Annotated in this window: 14 protein-coding genes, 1 tRNA gene and 1 pseudogene; 8 read left to right on the top strand and 8 right to left on the bottom strand. The window is 59.1% G+C overall.

What is annotated here, in order from left to right:
* Position 1 precedes the first annotated feature (1 nt).
* The gene (locus tag SynA1524_RS11395; protein WP_186498015.1) at positions 2-790 is read right to left on the bottom strand and encodes a response regulator transcription factor; all 789 of its coding nucleotides are present in this window, start codon (positions 788-790) and stop codon (positions 2-4) included.
* On the opposite strand from SynA1524_RS11395, the gene SynA1524_RS11390 reads away from it, so the two are divergent.
* Positions 777-920, top strand: a complete 144-nt coding sequence (locus SynA1524_RS11390; RefSeq protein ID WP_186498013.1) for a hypothetical protein — start codon at positions 777-779, stop codon at positions 918-920. The two genes, SynA1524_RS11395 and SynA1524_RS11390, sit on opposite strands and share 14 nt — an antisense overlap.
* A gap of 150 nt (positions 921-1,070) precedes the next feature.
* On the opposite strand, the gene SynA1524_RS11385 is transcribed toward SynA1524_RS11390, so the two are convergent.
* From SynA1524_RS11385 to SynA1524_RS11375, 3 genes are all read right to left on the bottom strand, one after another.
* A tRNA-Asn gene (locus SynA1524_RS11385) sits at positions 1,071-1,142 on the bottom strand.
* Positions 1,143-1,158: 16 nt separating this feature from the next.
* The gene (locus tag SynA1524_RS11380) at positions 1,159-1,848 is read right to left on the bottom strand and encodes an ABC transporter ATP-binding protein (RefSeq protein ID WP_186498011.1); all 690 of its coding nucleotides are present in this window, start codon (positions 1,846-1,848) and stop codon (positions 1,159-1,161) included.
* Positions 1,838-2,101: a UPF0367 protein family gene (locus SynA1524_RS11375; RefSeq protein WP_011129086.1), complete on the bottom strand. Its 264-nt coding sequence runs from the start codon at positions 2,099-2,101 to the stop codon at positions 1,838-1,840. The genes SynA1524_RS11380 and SynA1524_RS11375 overlap by 11 nt, the downstream gene beginning before the upstream one ends.
* A 164-nt stretch (positions 2,102-2,265) precedes the next feature.
* Between SynA1524_RS11375 and psbD the strand changes: the two genes are divergently transcribed.
* Complete coding sequence (gene psbD / locus SynA1524_RS11370; protein WP_011127544.1) at positions 2,266-3,321, top strand: photosystem II D2 protein (photosystem q(a) protein); 1,056 nt, start codon at positions 2,266-2,268, stop codon at positions 3,319-3,321.
* Between the two features lie 61 nt (positions 3,322-3,382).
* Here psbD and SynA1524_RS11365 read toward each other — a convergent pair whose 3' ends face one another.
* Genes SynA1524_RS11365 through SynA1524_RS11355 form a run of 3 tightly spaced genes read right to left on the bottom strand, consistent with a single transcriptional unit; the run spans position 3,383 to position 7,900 of the window.
* Positions 3,383-5,011 carry a DUF2079 domain-containing protein gene (locus SynA1524_RS11365; protein WP_186498009.1) on the bottom strand — a complete coding sequence of 543 codons (1,629 nt, stop codon included), beginning with the start codon at positions 5,009-5,011 and terminating at the stop codon, positions 3,383-3,385.
* Positions 4,974-6,392 (bottom strand): DUF2079 domain-containing protein, encoded by a 1,419-nt coding sequence (locus SynA1524_RS11360; RefSeq protein WP_186498007.1) that lies wholly within the window; start codon positions 6,390-6,392, stop codon positions 4,974-4,976. The genes SynA1524_RS11365 and SynA1524_RS11360 overlap by 38 nt, the downstream gene beginning before the upstream one ends.
* Positions 6,377-7,900, bottom strand: coding sequence for a phospholipid carrier-dependent glycosyltransferase (locus tag SynA1524_RS11355; RefSeq protein ID WP_502707896.1), 1,524 nt, complete (start codon positions 7,898-7,900; stop codon positions 6,377-6,379). Before SynA1524_RS11355 ends, SynA1524_RS11360 begins: the two co-directional genes overlap by 16 nt.
* A 22-nt stretch (positions 7,901-7,922) precedes the next feature.
* On the opposite strand from SynA1524_RS11355, the gene SynA1524_RS13110 reads away from it, so the two are divergent.
* Positions 7,923-8,057 carry a hypothetical protein gene (locus SynA1524_RS13110; protein WP_286188584.1) on the top strand — a complete coding sequence of 45 codons (135 nt, stop codon included), beginning with the start codon at positions 7,923-7,925 and terminating at the stop codon, positions 8,055-8,057.
* A gap of 92 nt (positions 8,058-8,149) precedes the next feature.
* On the opposite strand, the gene SynA1524_RS11350 is transcribed toward SynA1524_RS13110, so the two are convergent.
* Positions 8,150-9,754: a DUF2079 domain-containing protein gene (locus SynA1524_RS11350; RefSeq protein ID WP_186497995.1), complete on the bottom strand. Its 1,605-nt coding sequence runs from the start codon at positions 9,752-9,754 to the stop codon at positions 8,150-8,152.
* Between the two features lie 205 nt (positions 9,755-9,959).
* Here SynA1524_RS11350 and SynA1524_RS11345 point away from each other — a divergent pair, with 205 nt between their 5' ends.
* The 5 genes and pseudogenes from SynA1524_RS11345 to cysK all read left to right on the top strand — a co-directional run bounded on the left by SynA1524_RS11345 (position 9,960) and on the right by cysK (position 18,445).
* Positions 9,960-11,411, top strand: coding sequence for an iron uptake porin (locus SynA1524_RS11345; RefSeq protein WP_186497993.1), 1,452 nt, complete (start codon positions 9,960-9,962; stop codon positions 11,409-11,411).
* Positions 11,412-11,637: 226 nt separating this feature from the next.
* Positions 11,638-13,260: pseudogene (locus tag SynA1524_RS11340) on the top strand (iron uptake porin).
* A 536-nt stretch (positions 13,261-13,796) separates the two neighbouring features.
* Positions 13,797-15,302 carry an iron uptake porin gene (locus SynA1524_RS11335; protein WP_186497991.1) on the top strand — a complete coding sequence of 502 codons (1,506 nt, stop codon included), beginning with the start codon at positions 13,797-13,799 and terminating at the stop codon, positions 15,300-15,302.
* A 178-nt stretch (positions 15,303-15,480) separates the two neighbouring features.
* Positions 15,481-17,466 carry an iron uptake porin gene (locus SynA1524_RS11330; protein ID WP_186497989.1) on the top strand — a complete coding sequence of 662 codons (1,986 nt, stop codon included), beginning with the start codon at positions 15,481-15,483 and terminating at the stop codon, positions 17,464-17,466.
* 10 nt (positions 17,467-17,476) lie between these two features.
* Positions 17,477-18,445: a cysteine synthase A gene (gene cysK, locus SynA1524_RS11325; protein ID WP_186497987.1), complete on the top strand. Its 969-nt coding sequence runs from the start codon at positions 17,477-17,479 to the stop codon at positions 18,443-18,445.
* Positions 18,446-18,457 lie beyond the last annotated feature (12 nt).

Raw genomic sequence — 18,457 nt, 5'->3', positions numbered from 1 at the left:
CTCAGGCGCTGGCCCGTTCGCTTTCCTGCTTGCGCTCATTGCGGGCAATGGCGACAACATCCTGAAGGTCGTCCAGTTCGCCACCGATCGGCAACTCAAGGCAGTAGCCGGCTCCGTAGACGGTCTTGATGAAGCGAGGCTTGCGCGGGTCAGGTTCAAGCTTGGTGCGCAAATGACGCACGTGAACGCGAATGGTTTCGATGTCGTCGTCCGGTTCGTAACCCCAGACCTCTTTGAGAATCAGGGATGGAGCGACAGTCTGTCCGTGGCGTTGCAACAGGCAGTGGAGCAGTTCGAATTCCAGGTGGGTGAGCCGCACCGGGGTGTCAAACCAGATGGCTTCAAACCGCTCGGGCACGAGGGTGAGCGGTCCGTAGCTGAGGATTTCGTTGTGGTTGCTCGAGCCCACGGGAGCACGATCACTGCGGCGGAGGAGTGCCTTCACCCGCGCTTGCAGCTCCTCCAGATCGAAGGGCTTGGTTAGGTAGTCGTCGGCGCCTGAGTTGAAACCACTGACCTTGTCCTTGGTGCCGCCGAGGGCCGTGAGCATCAGGATCGGGATGCCGGAGGTGCGGTCATCGCGGCGCAGGCGCTGACAGAGGGTCAGGCCATCGACTTTGGGCAGCATCAGGTCCAGCAGGATCAGATCCGGCGTGTACTGGAGCGCTAGGGCCTGGCCCTTGATGCCGTCATCGGCCCTTTGAACGTCGAAGCCGCTGTGCTCCAAATGACCACTCACCAGGTCGCGCATGTCCTGGTCGTCTTCGATCAGCAGGATGCAAGGCTTCATCGATCTGGGGGCGGAACAAGAAAAGAAAACGGAGCGCTGGTCTTCTGGAACGACGCTTAAAGGATTCTCTCAAGCTTTTCGGGTGTCTGCAGATTTTGCGTTGTGGAAGGAATTTCAGGTTGATCTCTGAGAACCGCTGTGCTGCAAGCGATCTTGCGCCTTGGTAATCGGCTGAGCCGAGGTGGCTGTTCAGGAAGTCTTCCGCTTCGGGCAATCGGTTGTCATGAAAATTCCTTTTTTGTCAATAAAAAAAGCCACAGCGTTTGCTGTGGCTTGAAAGCTCCCCGGGCGGGATTCGAACCTGCGACCAATCGATTAACAGTCGACCGCTCTACCGCTGAGCTACCGAGGAATGGCTCCCGAAGAACTTACCTGTCAGAGCTCCCGTGCTGCAAGCGTCGTTGCAGTTCTGTTCCTGACATCCACGGACCAATACGCCCCGCACGCATCTCAGCCGCGCCGTCGGCACAGGTCAGTTCCTCGAGCCGGTGGGTGATCCACAGCGCTGTGAGGGGGGCCTCTGGTCGTCGGCAAAGCTCCTGAACGGCGGCGAGCACGCTGGACTGACTGTCTGGATCGAGCAAAGCCGTCGGCTCATCCAGCAACAGCAGGCTCGCCTCGCTGGCCAGAGCTCCGGCAATGGCTAGTCGCTGTTTCTGGCCGCCACTGAGGGCATGGATCGGTCGACGCTCCAGCCCTGCCAGCCCCAGTTCCTCCAGCCGCAGTCGGACTCGTTCGCGACGTTCGCTGTTGTCGAGGCCTTGATCCATGCCCAACAACAGATCGCTGCAGCAGCTCGGCAGGAGTAATTGATGATCCGGGTTCTGAAACACCAGAGCGGATCGATGGTCGGAGCTGATCGATCCGGATTGCGGTTCGATCAGCCCTGCGATCAGGCGAAACAGGGTGCTTTTGCCACTGCCGTTGCAACCCACCAGCATCCAGAGTCCAGGCTTCGGGATGACGAGATTGCATTCGTCAAGAACCCTCTGCTCATTGGCCCAGCGATGGCTCAGGCCTGTGATCCGAAGCTCAGCGGTCGCGGTCTCAGGAGTCAAAGGAGAAGCCGGGGCGCTTGCTGCCGCCCGTCGCCGCAGTCTTTTCATAAAGCTGAACGGCGAGAACCTCACTGATCAGCAGGGTGACTTTCTTGCCCTCCACTTTCTCGCAGGTGAGCTCCAGCAGGCGGGGTTGACCGCTCTCCAGGGCTTGTCGGATCTGCTGATAAAGAGCTTCAGCGGCCTCGGCCTCCTTGCGCTGTACGGACACCGGGACGGGGCTCATGCGCAGGGCCAGTTCGATGACGTACACGGCATTGATGTCTCAAGGCGCTCATTCTCGCGGAGCAGCAGCGCGCCTGACTGTTCACGCCTGGGCATTTTTACTCATCGTTTCGCCCTGGTACGGATTTCTTGCTCCAGGACGGAAAACAACACCTAGGGTTGTCGTGTAACGCTTCATGAAGCGCCTTTCTCATGACGATCGCTGTAGGACGCGCGCCTCAGCGGGGATGGTTCGACATCCTCGATGACTGGCTCAAGCGCGACCGCTTCGTTTTTGTCGGCTGGTCCGGCATCCTCCTTTTCCCCACGGCCTACTTGGCCATCGGTGGCTGGCTCACAGGCACCACCTTCGTCACCTCCTGGTACACCCACGGCATTGCCTCCTCGTACCTGGAAGGTTGCAACTTCCTCACTGCTGCTGTCTCCACCCCCGCTGATGCGATGGGTCACAGCCTGCTGCTGCTCTGGGGCCCTGAAGCCCAAGGCGACTTCGTTCGCTGGTGTCAGCTCGGCGGCCTATGGGCCTTCGTGGCCCTGCACGGCGCCTTCGCGCTGATCGGCTTCATGCTGCGTCAGTTCGAGATCGCTCGTCTGGTGGGCATCCGCCCGTACAACGCCATCGCCTTCTCCGGCCCGATCGCGGTGTTCGTCAGCGTCTTCCTGATGTACCCCCTCGGTCAGAGCAGCTGGTTCTTCGCGCCATCCTTCGGTGTGGCTGCGATCTTCCGCTTCCTCCTCTTCCTCCAGGGCTTCCACAACTGGACCCTGAATCCCTTTCACATGATGGGCGTCGCCGGCATCCTCGGCGGTGCACTGCTTTGCGCCATTCACGGCGCAACCGTGGAAAACACCCTGTTTGAGGACGGCGAGCAGGCCAACACCTTCAAGGCGTTCGAGCCCACTCAGGAAGAAGAGACCTATTCCATGGTCACCGCCAACCGCTTCTGGAGTCAGATCTTCGGTATCGCCTTCTCCAACAAGCGCTGGCTGCACTTCTTCATGCTGTTCGTGCCTGTGATGGGCCTGTGGACCAGCTCCATCGGCATCATCGGCCTCGCCCTCAACCTGCGTGCCTACGACTTCGTGTCGCAGGAAATTCGCGCTGCAGAAGATCCCGAATTCGAGACCTTCTACACCAAGAACATCCTTCTGAATGAAGGTCTGCGTGCCTGGATGGCACCGGCTGACCAGCCGCACGAAAACTTCGTCTTCCCTGAAGAGGTTCTGCCCCGTGGTAACGCCCTCTGATCTAGAATGTGATCGTTATTAGCCCCCCGAAAGGGGGGCTTTTTTGTTGAGATGACATAGTTCAGAAATTTAAAGATCTAAAGAGTGCATTGAACGCCTGTTGTGCCACTGCATCAGTTTGGGCCTGTCGTTGCAGCAGGACGACGTCATCGTCGAAGGCAACAACGCCATACCCCTGATCCGACAGCTCATTGAGCTGGCGGAGATTGCGCTTCAGACCCTTGCGCTGTTTTCGAAACGTCTGAAACAGGCGCTGGTTGTGGAGATCGGCCGCAACCCACTCCACCGGAACGGGTTGGCCATCCTGATTCTGATAACGGTCGTGGTACGGAAAGCGGATCAGGACTTCACGATTGGCCAGGTGGGGGATCAGGCCCGTGGTGGCCGCAACACTGCTGTTGTCTGGAATGGTCTGGATCAAAGCAAGGGCCCGCTGGCCATGGCGGAACTGGGCCACGGGATCCCGGTAGATCCAGGGTTGGATGCTGTCTGGAATCATCCAGGACAAGCTCTGGTTTGGATTGGCCGTCACAGTGAACAAACAGGACAGGGCGATGGCGCCAGCCCAGATCCGGCGCAGGCGGCGAGATTCGAACAGCCCCTGACGGCTGCGCCACCAGAGCACGGCTCCAGCGAACAGCCCCGGCACCACCAGAAAGGTGTATCGGATGCTGATGGACAGCGGATTGTTGAAGCCCTGGGCCAGGAGCAACCCCAGCAGTGGCAGCCCCATCAGCAGCCAGCTGTCGATCGAGATGAAGGGCACCAGGATCAGCGGTAAGCCCTGGGCCAGTAGGTAGGTGATGGTGTTGCCCGGTGGCGACACCAGTTCGCGCAGCAGAACCAGAGGCTGGCGCAGCACTAGCCCAAGCACCTCCAGGCTGCTGGCCTGGTCGCGGCCTTCCAGGTATTGCCCGAAGTTCTCCACCATGAACCGTTGGGCGTTGTCTGCGCTGAACAACGGCATCAGAACGTTGGTGGACAGGGCCACCCATCCGCCACCGAACAGGATCAACGTCACGGCCATCGGCCAGCGCCCCCTACGGCGCAGACCCAGCCAGATCCCAACTCCCATCAGCACAACGCCGGTGTCCTCCCGAATCAGGGGAATGGAAAGAGCGGCTGCCCATGTGAGCCAGCGCTGCTGGCGCTCCAGCCCCAGCAGCAGCAGAAACACGCACAACGGCAGCTGACTGAGATCGGTGAAGTTGCTGAGCATGCAGGGCGCGATCACCGCATTTGCGCCGTAAAACGCGATGGTGACCAGGGCCGCCAGGTCGGGCTTGAGCTGCCGTTGCGCCAACCGGTGCAGCACCAGCCCAGCAGCGGTGATCAGCACCACCTGCAGCATCGGAAGGGCCCATTTCCCCAGCAGCCCCACCAGCGGAATCCATAACGCCAGGATTGGGGTGAAGTGCTGCCCGAGCCGGTGGTAACCGAGGGCGGGCAGCTCATCGCTGTGGATCACGTTGGTGGACAGCTGCGACGAGAGCGTGCTCTCGAAGGGGTGCCCCCGCAGGCCGTTCCAGAGCACCTGCATCAGGATGCCCTGGTCCATGGAGGCTGTGAGGGATTGCATACGCCACCACTGCAAGGCGCAGCCGATCAGCAGGAACAGTGCTGCGGCCAGACGGACACGCTGCTGCGCAGACTCAGCTGAACGGGGGTCTGGGGTCTGAAGCGAGGCCATGGAGTCGTTCAGAGTGCTCAGGTTCCGATGATCTGCAGAGTGTCAGGCCCGAGGGCCAATCCCGGCAGTGCCAGTCCTGGCGTTCAGCCTGATCGATCAGCCGCCGTTGCACCTTTCTGGTGGAACCCCAGCCAGGGTCGATAGGGTTCAGCAGCAGCACCGTCCAGGTTTGGTCGCTGAGTTCACTGTTGAAGGCGGCTTTGGGGAAGGCGATCCGGCGGCGCTGGCTGAGGTGAGGCACCAGGTAGCTCGTGGTGAGCACCGCGTCGTTCGGATGCACCTTGGCCAGGGCTTCCTGAGCTGAGTGCAGGTGCGGCAGCCGCTGCAGGTAGGGCCCTGTGAAGAACAAGGGTTTGGCCAGGGCCAGCCAGCAGGCTGCTGCCCAGATCAGGCTCCTGGGAAGTCGATGGCGGGGTCGGTCAGCTGCCAACCCTCCATCAATGGCCGCCAGCACGGCGACCAGCGCCAGGGGAAGGCTGTAGTGATGCACCAAGGTGCGGTAGCTGGCGGAGGCCGACAGCAGATTGACCAGCACCAGGGGAAGGGCGATCAGCAGGGTCGGCAGTGATCGCCGTCGCCAGAGCCAGATGCAGGGCAGGCAGAGCAGCACCAGGTACTGAAGGCCTCCGCTCCAGTCGAGGCTCTGCAGGATCTGCATCGGCCCGCCGCTGAGATGACTGAACATGCGAGCGGCGGCCTTGGGGCCTTCGCCATCGCGCAGCCAGGGATAGAGCCACCGACTCAGCAGCAGCAACCAGCTCGCTGCCAGCCCGCTGACGGCGGCACTCCATCGCCAGCGCTGGCGCCATGCCAGATCGAGCCCCATGCCGCCGAGTACCAGCACCAGCCCATCACGGGCCCCCAGCATCACCAGCAGCAGGGCTAACCACAGGCGTGGGCGTTCCGCCCGTTCGGCCCAGAGGGCCCAGGCGAAGGCGGGCATCACCCACGTTTCCGGGTGCACATCGAACAGCAGAGCGTTGAAGACGACGGGCTGCAGCCACCACAGTCCGCATGCCAGCCAGCAGCCCTGTCTGGAGACGCCAGCCTGCTGCGCCAGCCACCAGATCGGGATGGCCGTGAGACTCAGGGCCAGGGCTTGGGCCGCCAGCAGCCACTGCACCGATGGGAACAGCTTGTAGAGCAGACCGGTGCCATACAGCAGCCAGGCACCGTGATCCGCCAGCACGTGAACGTGCTCCATCGAGGAGATTGGTGGCAGCCCCTGGCTGATCAGCCAGACCCACTGGTCAAACAGGCCCAGGTCGTAGGCGTTGCTGTGCAGCAGGCCATGCCGCATGGCGCTGCAGCCCCAGCCAATCAGCCCCAGACCGACGGCAAGACCCCAGAGCTGGCGGGGTGGTTTCATTCGCATTTCCATAGCTGCCACTCACCGCTGGCCGGGTCCTGGCTCGGCAGGCAGCCCGGCATCGGCTTGTTGCTCACCAGCCAGTAGGGCCCCTTGGGTGGCTCACTCTTGCGGTACTGCAGCAGGTTTCGGCCCCCATACCAGCCGAGGGATGGCCGAGTGGGCCCCTTCAGCCAAACGGACGCATCGGCCGGCAGCGCCCGTACCTGAGCGGCCACAGGCCGTGGATCCCAGCTTTCATTCAGCTCCCATAGCCAGAGGCGGCTGTGCCAGAGCGCAAGCAGCGCCAGGCCCCAGGCGATCACCAGGATCGCCAGCCCGCGTCGTCGCCGCTGGGGCTGGGGATGACTGATGGCTTGGCCTCCAGCCAACAGCCCGAACCCCGCCAGCAGCAGGCTGAGGCTCGGCAGTTCTGGCTCGCGGATCACCAGCGTGCCCAATCCAGCCAGGCTCAGTCCAAGGCCGAGGGCCTGCCAGCACCGGCCCACCCAGCGAGGCGTTCCGGAGTCGAGCAGTTGAGCCAGCCCTTCGGCGCAGAGCAGGGCCAGAGGCGGCCAGAGCAGGTGGCTGTACCAGGGCAACTGGGTGCGGAGCGGCAGCACCAGGGCAGCACTGCCGATGAGCAGCCCCAGTTCCCAGCGCCCGGCGGTGACATGGCGTTGCCGCCAGGCCCAGGACAGACCGATGGGCAGCAGCAGCAGCCAGGGCCAACCACCCTCTAGCACCTCCACCCATGGGGTCCACCAACCGTGGCCATCGCCGACGCTGCTGGTGATCCGGGCCAGTCCCTGGCCGCCCCACATCAGCAGCGCATCGTCGCCGCGCACACTCCAGTGCCAGAGATGCCAGCTCAGCCCGGGCAGCAGTCCCAGGCTGAGGCCGATCCAGCCGCGCCAGCGCGGCCAGCTGTTGCGGCCGCCCACAACCAGGGCGATCAGGCCCAACCCCAGCAGTGCCGGTGGTTTCAGCAGCAACACGCCACTGCTGGCGATCCCTGCGCTTAGAGCAACCAGGGGATGCTGACGGGCTCGGATCCAGCTCCACCACAACAGCAGGCTGCAACTCACCAACGTGCCGTCCAACATCGCCAGCCGGCCGTGACGGGCCATGGGCAGCAGGGTCATCAACACCACCCCCGCCAGCAGGGCCCTGCGTTGCCGGTCGGAACCACCGAGCTCCCTGCGCATCAGCACGATCAGGGGGACCGCCAGGGTGGAGAGCATGGCCGGCAGCAGTCGCACCAGGGCGTCCTGCTCTCCGTGGGCACGGATCAACTGGCCCATGGGGGCGTGAAGACCGGGGGGTTTGTTGAGGTAAGGCTGCTGCCATTTCATCGGCAGCAGGCTGGAGCTGGAGCGGGCCACCGTGGCCACGCGCCCTTCATCCCAGTCGCGCAGCGGCAGGTTGCCCAGACCCGGCAGCCAGAGCAGCAGCGTGAGCAGCCACAGCAGCAGTGGCATCAGCCAGCGCCGCTGATCCAGCAGCTTCGCCAAAGTTTTGACACCTCCGTTAGGGTTCAAGAGTCCCGACCGCAGTGGTGTGGTGGCATCTTCGGACCTTCGGGTCCTGGACACCACCGAATGCATCACCGGCGCTCATCAACCCTTTCAGGAGGAGGTGTCCATGCAATCCAGTTCTTTCATGCAGGGTCTGCTGATCGCGGAGAACGCCGGCTGAACGGCGCCCTCTAACTGATCATCCGGTTCCGCGGCACAAGCGGACTCGGCGAGAGCCCCCGGTCGGTCTTCCGATCGGGGGCATCGTTTTGATCAGGAGCGCCGGCGGGGGTCGGCAGGGAGTGGTCGATCCAGCTGTCGATCGAGGGCGGCTTCAAGGTTGGGATGCTGAACGCCATTGCGCTGCAGCACCACCACACCACTGTTGATGGCCTGCACCCGATTGCTGTCGCGATGGGCCGCCAGCCAGCGGCGAGCGTTGCGCAGCTGTTTCCAGTCGCCTCTGAAAGCAACCCCGTATTGCTCGAGCTGCTCGAGATCCACGGCGATCCAGTCCACCTGCTGGGGAGATCCGGATCGATCCAGATAGCCCGTGGCGAATGGGAAACGCACGAGCACGGCGCGTCTGGCGAGCAGCGGCACCAGGGGTGTATTGGCGGCCACGGTGCCATCGGCGGGGATGACGGACAGGGCCTGGCGAGCGGCGGCGCCATGGTGCCACTGACGCCATGGGGCGCTGTACACCCAGGGATCAATGCTGTCCGGGATCAGAAAGGACAGGCTGCGGTGGGGGTTGCTGCTGACCGTCAGCAGCAGAGACAGGCTGAGAGCAGCTCCCCAGGCCAGACGGGTTCGCGCTCCAGGGTTGGATTTTGGCCGACGCTGCCACCAGAACAGAGCGCCAAGGGCGAATCCCGGCACCACCAGCAGCGTGTAGCGGATGGTGATCGAGAGGGGGTCGTTGGCCCCCTGGGCCAGAAACAGCCCGAGCAGACTGGGGCCCGCCAGCAGCCAGGTGTCGAGGCTGATGACAGGGACAAACAGAAAGGGCAGGCCGTGGCCGAGCAGATACAGCAGGGTTTGACCCGGCGGATCCACCAATTGCTGAAGCAGCAGCAGGGGCTGGCGCAGGGCGTGGCCCACGATCCCGAGGCTTGAGCTGCTGTTCTCGTCCCCCAGATACTGTCCGAAGTTCTCCACCATGAACCGCTTGGCGTTGTCGTCGGAGAACAGCGGCATCAGCAGGTTGGTGCAGATCACCACCCAGCCACCACCCCAGGCGATCAAGGTCATGGCCAACGGCCAGCGCTGCCGTTGCCGCAGCAGCAGCCACAGACCGATGGCCACCAGCAGCACACCGGTGTCCTCGCGGATCAAAGGGATCCATAGGGCTGCCCCAGTGATCCACCAGCGGCGACGTTCCACCAGGCCGAGCATCAGGACAAACACGGCCAGGGGCAGCTGGCAGAGGTCGGTGTAGTTCCCGAGCGTGGGGCCGATAAGGGCATTACCTGCAAAGAAGCCGTAGGTGAGCCAGTTGGCAGTGCGTTCCGGCAGCAGACCCAAGGCCAGTCGATGCAATGTGAGGCCAGCCGCCGTGATCAGTCCCACCTGCACCAGCGGCAGGGCGGCACCTCCGATCAGCCCCAGAAGGGGTGTCCAGAGCAGGAGAGTGGGGGTGAAATGCTGACCAAGCCGCTCGTAGTCGACCGAGGGCAGCTCCCCGGCGTGGATCACATTGGTGGAGAGCTGCGAGGAGAGGGTGCTTTCAAACGGATGACCCTGGAGAGAGTTCCATAGCACTTGCTGAAAGATTCCCTGGTCGTAACTGGCCAGGAGCACCCAGGACCGCCAGGCCTGCAGCGCCAGCAGGACGGCTGCAAAGAGAATGGCGACGCGCAGGACCCGAGAGGACATGGAGCGCACAAGGAGCCGTCCCCACTGTGGGTGGTTGCCCACATGAATCAATTTTATGTTCGTAGCAAACGCTTTTAGGCGTTTTCTGTGACACCTGTTACTAGTCATTGAGGGAGCTGGCACAGGATTGCTTGGTTAAAGCTTGGTAAAGCCCTATGAGATCTAGGTGGCGCTGTTGCGCCCATGTTCTGTGTGAGGATCCCCCATGAAGCTTTTCCAGCAATTGCTGGTGGCTCCAGCCGCCCTTGGCCTTCTGGCCACCGGTGCCAATGCCACCGAGCTCAACATCAATGGTGTTGCTGAGTACTCCTCTTCTTCCAAGAAGGATCAGGTCACCAGCGTCACCCAGTTTTCTGACGTTTATCCCACCGACTGGGCTTACCAGGCTCTGAGCAACCTGGTGGATCAGTACGGCTGCGTGGCCGGCTACCCCAACGGCACCTTCCGTGGTGGCCGGGCCATGACCCGCTACGAAGCGGCTGCCCTGCTGAATGCCTGCCTCGATCGCGTCACCGAGGTGACCGATCAACTCAAGAGTCTTATTTCTGAGTTCGAGAAAGAACTCGCAATGATCGCCGGCAAAGTCGACGGTCTCGAGGCTCGCGTCGGCAAACTTGAAGCGACCCAGTTCTCCACCACCACCAAGCTGAAGGGTTACTCCGCTTGGGTCTTTGGTGCTGCTGAAGGTTTCGACGATGATGAGGGTGAGGCACTCACCTTCAACTACGACCTTCGTCTTGCCCTGAAAACGTCCTTCACGGGTAAGGACATGCTGACGACCGTTCTGCGTTCCGGTAACTTCGGTCCCTCCGTCTGGGATGAAGGTCTCACCTTTGTTGAGACCGCCATGTCCTCCGGTAACACCGTCAAAATAGGTCGCTTGTTCTACACCTTCCCTGTTGGTGAGAACCTGACGGTGACAGCTGGTCCTGTGGTGAGGACGGATGACCCTGGTATGTACGCCGGCTATGCAACCTTCTACCCCTCCGACCTGCTGCTGGACTTCTTCACCTATGGCGGTGCCTGGGCAACCAACAACCTGGCTAGCACCGGCGCCGGCTTGGGTGGTATTTATACGCTTGGAGACTCTGGTTTCAAACTCAGCGGCAACTACGTCGCATGGGATGGAAGCAGTACGGGCATTGGCCGTGCTGAAACCGGTTCGACATCTTCTTGGCAGCTTTTCTATGAAGGTGAAATCGCTGAAGGTAGCTTCTTGGCTCAAGTTGGTTATGCCTACGCGCAAAATGTTGGCCTGACCATCGGCACCAACAAGGCAGCTGCTGAAGCTGGTGACAGCCGTCATGGCTTCAGCATTGCTGCAGCATGGGCACCTGCAGATTCAGGTATCATTCCTTCTGTGAGTGGTGGTTACTCATTGTCTAACCCTGACGATTCAGACGAAGAGATCACCAGCTGGTACGCCGGTTTTGAGTGGTCTGATGTCGGCATTGAAGGTAACTCATTCGGCACAGCCATCGGTCAGGCTCCTAAAATCGAAGACGACTACAACATGATGTGGGAAATCTTCTATAAGTTTGCCGTTACCGACAACATCACCGTCACGCCGACTTACTTCATCATTGATGAGTATTCCGGCGATCTTTCAAGTGATTACGTCCAAGGTGCTTACGTGAAGACCACATTTACCTTCTGATCGCCAACGAAGAACCTCCACTTGTTCTTTCTTTTCCGACCCACCTCTTATGAGGTGGGTTTTTTTTGCCTTTAACTGCCACTCTGGCCTTTAAACTTGCTTTAAATTGTTCAAAGTGTAGTAATGGACACAAAATTGTGCGGACCCTTGTGGATGCTTTTGCTTCACCAGTATCTTTTTTAGGGACTCTCTGTCCACTTCCCTCAATTTTGGTGTGAGGAATCTCATGAAACTCTTACAGCAACTGCTGGTAGCGCCTGCCGCCCTAGGCCTCCGGCGCCAACGCCGCAGACCTGAACATCAACGGTGTGTCCGACTACTCGGCATCCGAAGAGCAGGTCACCAGCATCACCCAGTTCTCCGACGTCTACCCGACTGACTGGGCCTACCAGGCACTCGCCAACCTGATCGAGCGTTACGGCTGCGTCGCCGGTTACCCCAACGGCACCTTCAGTGGCAACCGGGCCATGACCCGCTATGAAGCGGCTGCCCTGCTGAACGCTTGCCTCGACCGCATCACCGAGGTGACCGACCAGCTGCGTCGTCTGATCAAAGAATTCGAAACCGAGCTGGCTGTGATCCGCGGCCGCGTGGACGGTCTGGAAGCTCGCGTTGGCGAACTGGAAGCCACTCAGTTCTCCACCACCACCAAGCTGAAAGGCAAGGCGAATTTCGTCATGGGTGCCACCAAAGCTCTTGGTGATAACCCTGGCAATATGAGGGATGACTACAACGCTGAGTACGGCGCTTTCACCTTCAGTTATGACCTGCGCCTGGGTCTGAAGACGTCCTTCACTGGTAAGGATTTGCTCTTCACTCGCCTCCGTGTCGGCAACCAGGGCGATGCCTCGGTTTGGGATGGCAACGGTGTTGGCTTGAACAAGCTTGACACTGGTGCTCCTGGCGGCAACGCTGTTGAGATTGATCGTTTGTACTATCGATTTCCCCTGGGCAGCGGATTTAAGGCTCAGATCGGTGCTCTGACCCGCAACACCGAAATGATGGGCTACAAGGCCAGTGCTTATGCCAAGGGTGGCCAGAAGGTTCTCGACTTCTTCGGTGGTTCTCTGGGAACCCCCGGCGTCTGGAACAAGGAAACTGGCAGCGGCTTCGGTCTGATCTACACCAACAAGAAGAGCGCCGGAAAGGGCAATCCTTACTGGACTCTTGCCGCTAACTACATTGCTGACTCCGGAGAGGGTGAAGATAGCAACCCCAATTCGGGTGGCTTCATGACCGATAACTCCGAAGCGAACATCACCAGCCAGATTGCCTACGGAACCAAGAGATGGGGCCTTGCCGCTGGTTATCGCTACGGACAGTGCGGAGCTAAATTCCGTACTGGTACAGAGTTCGCTGGTAAGGGCGACACTTCTTGCACCGTTGAAAATAAAGACGGCAAAGAAGTTCGTTCTGATGCCTATAGCCACAACTGGTCACTCCATGCCTCTGGCGCCCTGAGGAATCAGGCATGATTCCTTCCATTAGTGCGGGTGTTGGTGCTTCCTACAGCAACGGCAACGATGACTGGGAGGATGCGACCGAAATCCGTGAGATGGCCTCTTGGATGGTGGGTCTTACTTGGAATGATGTTTTCCAGAAGAAGAACGCCCTTGGAGCTGCTATTGGTCAGCCACGGTTCGTGACTAAGATTGATCGCAAAGGCGAAAGTGATTTTGTTGCCGATGGCAACTATGCCATGGAGCTCTGGTACAAGTTCCAGGTCACCAACAAAATTGCTGTAACCCCTGCAATTTACTGGCTTTCTCGTCCTTACGGATTCGAGACTCCCGACGACAAGTCCGTTGGTGTGTTCGGCGGTGTAGTTCAGACCGTCTTCAAGTTCTGATTCATAACCCGACTTCGGTCGGGTTTTCAGACTTGTTCCTCACACAGATCAGCCCCCCGTCAGGGGGGCTTTTTTATTGTGTTTAGTAATGGGTTAATGGGGTCAAGCACAACTCCCCAAGTTCGGTGCCTTCAGTTTGTTGTTGTAATGCTTCCTGCAGGAATTTGAGGGGATGGGTATGAAACTTCTCCAGGACCTTTTGGTCGCACCGGCAGCCCTGACATTTTTGATTGGTCTCAAATAGCACAAGCTGCGGATCTCAACATTATGTTGACGGTGCTTATGTGAAGTCCAACTTCATTTTCTAATTAGCAACGAAGAATCTCTACTTGTGCTTTCTTCCTCAACCCACCTTTTGTGAGCTGGGTTGTCTTTGGCTAACAACCTTCAACCTAATTATTTAACCTAAGCTTAAACTGGTTAAGGCGTAGTAATGGACACATAACAGTGCGGCCTCCTGTGCAGACTTTTCCTTCACCAGTATTTTTCTGGTGGACTCTCTGTCCACTTCCCTCAATTTTGGTGTGAGGAATCTCATGAAACTCTTCCAGCAACTGCTGGTAGCGCCTGCCGCCCTAGGCCTCCTGGCCTCCGGCGCCAACGCCGCAGACCTGAACATCAACGGTGTGTCCGACTACTCGGCATCCGAAGAGCAGGTCACCAGCATCACCCAGTTCTCCGACGTCTACCCGACTGACTGGGCCTACCAGGCACTCGCCAACCTGATCGAGCGTTACGGCTGCGTCGCCGGTTATCCCAACGGCACCTTCAGTGGCAACCGGGCCATGACCCGCTATGAAGCGGCTGCCCTGCTGAACGCTTGCCTCGACCGCATCACCGAGGTGACCGACCAGCTGCGTCGTCTGATCAAAGAATTCGAAACCGAGCTGGCTGTGATCCGCGGCCGAGTGGACGGTCTGGAAGCTCGCGTTGGCGAACTGGAAGCCACTCAGTTTTCCACCACCACCAAGCTTAAAGGTAAGGCTACCTTCGTTACAGGTGCCATTAATTCTGAGGCTGACGCAGACAAATCTGTCTATGACGCCTTGAGTTTCTCTTATGACTTGCGTCTTGGTCTGAAGACTTCTTTCACTGGTAAGGATCTTCTCTTCACCCGCCTGCGCGGTGGCAACATGAAGGATGGGTCTGCTTTCTCCGGTGGATTGCGCAAGTTGGATGTTTCCGGAATGTCTGGAAACGTCATGGAAGTTGATCGTCTCTACTATCGCTTCCCTGTTGCAAAAGGCCTGACCGCGATTGTAGGCCCTCTGGCTCGGAATACTGAAAGCTTGGGTATGAAGCCCACGGCTTACAAAGTGAAGACCCTCAATATGTTTGGTGGTCACTGGGGCACACCTGGTGTCTACAACAAGGAAACCGGCGGTTTGGTTGGCTTGATCTGGAAGCAGAAGGTAGCTAAAGGGGACCCTAAGTTCACTGTTGCCGTGAACTATGTCGCCGATGCTGGAGAAGCAGAGAACAGCGATCCCACCGCGGGTGGCATGTTCGGCTCCAACTCACGTGCTAATACGACTGCCCAGATTGGCTACGGATCTAAAAAGTGGGGTGTTGCCTTCGGCTATCGCTACGGTCAGTGCAAAGCAGGTTTCGGAACTGGCTTCTTTAAGGAGCAAAGTTGCGCTAAGGGCACTGATGTCTACTCCAATAACTTTGCTCTCAATGGTTTCTGGAAGCCTTCTGAGACTGGTCTGATTCCTTCAATCAGCGCTGGTTATGGATTCTCCTCCCTTGAGGGTTCTGACGTTGAAGAACTTGCTAGCTGGATGGTTGGTTTCCAGTGGGACAAGCTGGCAAAGTCAAGCCATAAGCTTGCTGTCGGATTCGGTGCCCCCCAGTACGTTGTCTCTCAAAAGGGCGATGACCCTGATGCCCCTGAACTTGCTATCGAAGCTTCCCTCAAGCTGAAGGTGGCTGACAAAATCTCAGTCATTCCTGCAGTCTTCTACCTTCCTGAGCAGTCTCAGGGTGTGGATGATGCGTCCCAGTGGGGTGGCGTCGTTCAGACCGTCTTCAAGTTCTGATTCAACGGCCCGACTTCGGTCGGGTTTTCAGACTTGTTCCTCACACAGATCAGCCCCCCTATCAGGGGGGCTTTTTTATTGTGTTTAACGGTGGGTTAATGGACTAGCACCACACCCCACGTTCGGTACCTTCAGTTTGTTGTTGAAATGCTTCCTGCAGGAAGTTGAGGGGATTGGTATGAAACTGCTCCAGCACCTTTTGGTCGCTCCAGCAGCACTGACGTTTTTGATTGCTCCCCTTTCGGCACAAGCTGCCGACCTCAACATTGACTCGGTTTCGGATTACTCTGCTACCCTCGATCTTGAACAAGCCAAGCAACTGCTCCAGCAGGTCACCAGTGTTAATCAGTTCAATGATGTATACCCCACGGACTGGGCCTATCAGGCCCTGGTGAGGTTGGTAAAAACCTATGGATGTGTGGCTGGCTACCCCAACGGCCGCTTCCGCGGCTACATCCCGATCACGCGTTATGAAGCGGCGGCATTGTTGGCCTCCTGCCTTGATCGTGTCACAGAGATGACCGAAGAGGTGGAGCAGCTGCTGAAGGAATTTGAATCTGAACTCAACTTCGTGGCGGGCAGCATCATGCTGCTGGAGGACCGCGTTGGATCCCTCGAAGCCAGTCAGTTTTCAACCACCACCAAGTTGAAGGGCAAGAGCACCTTCACCATGGGTTCCACCAAGGCCTATGGCACCAATGATGGTTCTAAGTACTACTGGGATTACGACAAGAAGCACCAGATCGTTGAAATTGATGGTCGTGAATCACCCCTTGGCTCCACGCAGAACAGTCGCTCCTGGCAGAAAACCCGTGAAGCCTGGCGTTCCGTTCACAACCGCGATGGTTCGCTGAAGGAAAAAGACGGCAAACGCGGTACAGAGATCATCAAAGGCACCAAGCTCGAGAAGCACTACAAAGACATCCGGTCTCGTAAGTTCCGAGATCACAAATCCTGGAAAAAGGATGCCACAGGAGGTGGTATCCGCGCCTACAACAGTCAGTACGGGGCCTTCACCTTCAACTATGAGCAGAAGCTGAACCTGAAGACCTCATTCACCGGAAAGGATCTCCTCTACGCAAGTTTCACAGCAGGCAACTTCTGCGACAACGCCTTTGCAGGCGACGGTGTGCCTCTGACAAAACTCAGCACCGCTCCTTGTACGGACGATATTCTTGGTTTAGGGCGTTTGTATTATCGCTTCCCTCTGAAGAATGACGAACTTATCGATCACTCGCTGATCTTCATCGTTGGTCCAATGGCGAGAAACACCGAGAGCTTGGGGATGTGGCCCTCGGCCTATAACCGTGGCGGAGCCCGCATCCTTGATTGGACCGGATTGGCGGGTGTGCCGAATGTCTATAACAAAGCCACAGGTGCGATGTTTGGTGTGATTTATAAGGAGAAGACTGAAAACAAGGGAGATCCAGCATTCTCGGTTTCGATGAACTATGTGGCTGAGGATGGTGGTGATGGTGATCCGGTGCTTGGCGGCATGTTCACCAACAACTCCCGCGGTAATTTCCTGGTCCAGGCTGGTTGGGGAGGCGAGGAATACGGTGTCGCCTTCGCGTATCGCTACGGCCAGTGCGGCACTGGCCAGCGCCGTGGAACCAATTTCATGATGGATGATTCATTCAATAACGAATGCTGGCGTGATGTCTGGAACTGGACGGAAGAAGATCTTTATCAAGGTGATTACATCGCTGAACGCAGTGAGCGCAACAGCCACAACTTCGCTCTGAACGGGTACTGGGTCCCCCAGGAGACCGGCTGGATCCCCTCCGTGTCTGTCGGCTATGCCCGCAGTGCCATCACGGGTTCGGGATTCTTCAAGTACTCCCCTGTGGCCAGCCAATCCTGGTTTGTCGGCCTCAAATGGGATGACGTCTTCGATGTCGGCAACGACCTTGGTGTCGGCTTCGGTATGCCCAACTTCGCGACTGAACTTGCCGGTGGACATACCCCGAATGATGCCAATTACCTCGTGGAGCTCTATGCCTCCTTCCAAGTAACTGACAACATTCAGATCACGCCATCGGTGTTCTGGATGTCACGTCCTCTGGGTCATTACACCGCCAACCTCAGCGGTGATCAGGATCAGAACGGTGCATCGACCTTCGGCATCTTTGGTGGTTTGATTCAGTCGGTCTTCCGGTTCTGATTCAGCAGCCATGGCCATTGCCTCCGATATCACCGGCCTGATCGGAGGCACACCCCTGGTTCGTCTCAACCGCCTGCCGTTGCGGTTCGGCTGTGGGGCAGAAGTGATCGCCAAGTTGGAAAGCTTCAACCCCTCAGCATCGGTGAAGGATCGCATCGCCAGCGCCATGGTGCTGGCGGCGGAGCAGGAGGGAACGATTCAGCCGGGGCGAACGGTGCTGGTGGAGCCCACCAGCGGCAACACCGGCATTGCGCTGGCCATGGTCGCGGCTGCCCGGGGCTACCGGCTCATCCTCACCATGCCAGACACGATGAGCACGGAACGCCGTTCGATGCTGCGTGCCTACGGGGCTGAGCTGCAGCTCACCGACGGTGCACAGGGCATGGCCGGAGCCATTGCCCTCGCCACTGAGTTGGTGAAGGAGATCCCGGAGGCTTATCTGCTGCAGCAGTTCGACAATCCGGCCAATCCTGCGGTGCATGAACGCACCACCGCTGAGGAGATCTGGAACGACTGCGACGGTCAGCTGGACGCTCTGGTGGCTGGCGTCGGCACCGGCGGCACCATCACAGGCTGTGCCCGTTTGCTGAAGCAGCGCAATCCTCAACTGCAGGTGGTGGCAGTGGAGCCGGCGGGTAGTGCTGTGCTTTCGGGCAGGCCGCCTGGTGCGCATCGCATTCAGGGCATCGGTGCAGGATTCGTCCCTGCTGTGCTGGAGCGTGATCTGATCGATGAGGTGATGACCGTGTCGGATGAGGAGGCGATGGATGTGGGCCGTCGTCTGGCGCGGCAGGAGGGTCTGCTTTGCGGCGTCAGCAGCGGTGCCGCCGTTGCTGCGGCTCTGCGGCTTGGTCAACGCTCCGAGTGGCAGGGGCGGCGTGTGCTGGTGATGCTGGCCAGTTATGGCGAGCGGTATCTGTCCACGCCGATGTTCAGTGGAGTCGCGTCCTCGCCGGCACGTCAGGACCCGATGCTGTGACGATGGAGGCAG

This window comes from Synechococcus sp. A15-24, assembly GCF_014280195.1.
GTDB lineage: Bacteria > Cyanobacteriota > Cyanobacteriia > PCC-6307 > Cyanobiaceae > Parasynechococcus.
This window is presented reverse-complemented; position numbering and strand designations above follow the sequence as displayed.

Bases quoted from the DNA above. Each gene is read 5' to 3' on its own strand.
- psbD (WP_011127544.1), top strand. From the start codon at position 2,266: ATGACGATCGCTGTAGGACGCGCGCCTCAGCGGGGATGGTTCGACATC.
- SynA1524_RS11335 (WP_186497991.1), top strand. From the start codon at position 13,797: ATGAAACTCTTCCAGCAACTGCTGGTAGCGCCTGCCGCCCTAGGCCTC.
- SynA1524_RS11365 (WP_186498009.1), bottom strand. From the start codon at position 5,011: ATGGCCTCGCTTCAGACCCCAGACCCCCGTTCAGCTGAGTCTGCGCAG.
- SynA1524_RS11395 (WP_186498015.1), bottom strand. From the start codon at position 790: ATGAAGCCTTGCATCCTGCTGATCGAAGACGACCAGGACATGCGCGAC.
- SynA1524_RS11390 (WP_186498013.1), top strand. From the start codon at position 777: ATGCAAGGCTTCATCGATCTGGGGGCGGAACAAGAAAAGAAAACGGAG.
- SynA1524_RS11330 (WP_186497989.1), top strand. From the start codon at position 15,481: ATGAAACTGCTCCAGCACCTTTTGGTCGCTCCAGCAGCACTGACGTTT.
- SynA1524_RS11360 (WP_186498007.1), bottom strand. From the start codon at position 6,392: ATGGAAATGCGAATGAAACCACCCCGCCAGCTCTGGGGTCTTGCCGTC.
- SynA1524_RS11345 (WP_186497993.1), top strand. From the start codon at position 9,960: ATGAAGCTTTTCCAGCAATTGCTGGTGGCTCCAGCCGCCCTTGGCCTT.
- cysK (WP_186497987.1), top strand. From the start codon at position 17,477: ATGGCCATTGCCTCCGATATCACCGGCCTGATCGGAGGCACACCCCTG.
- SynA1524_RS11350 (WP_186497995.1), bottom strand. From the start codon at position 9,754: ATGTCCTCTCGGGTCCTGCGCGTCGCCATTCTCTTTGCAGCCGTCCTG.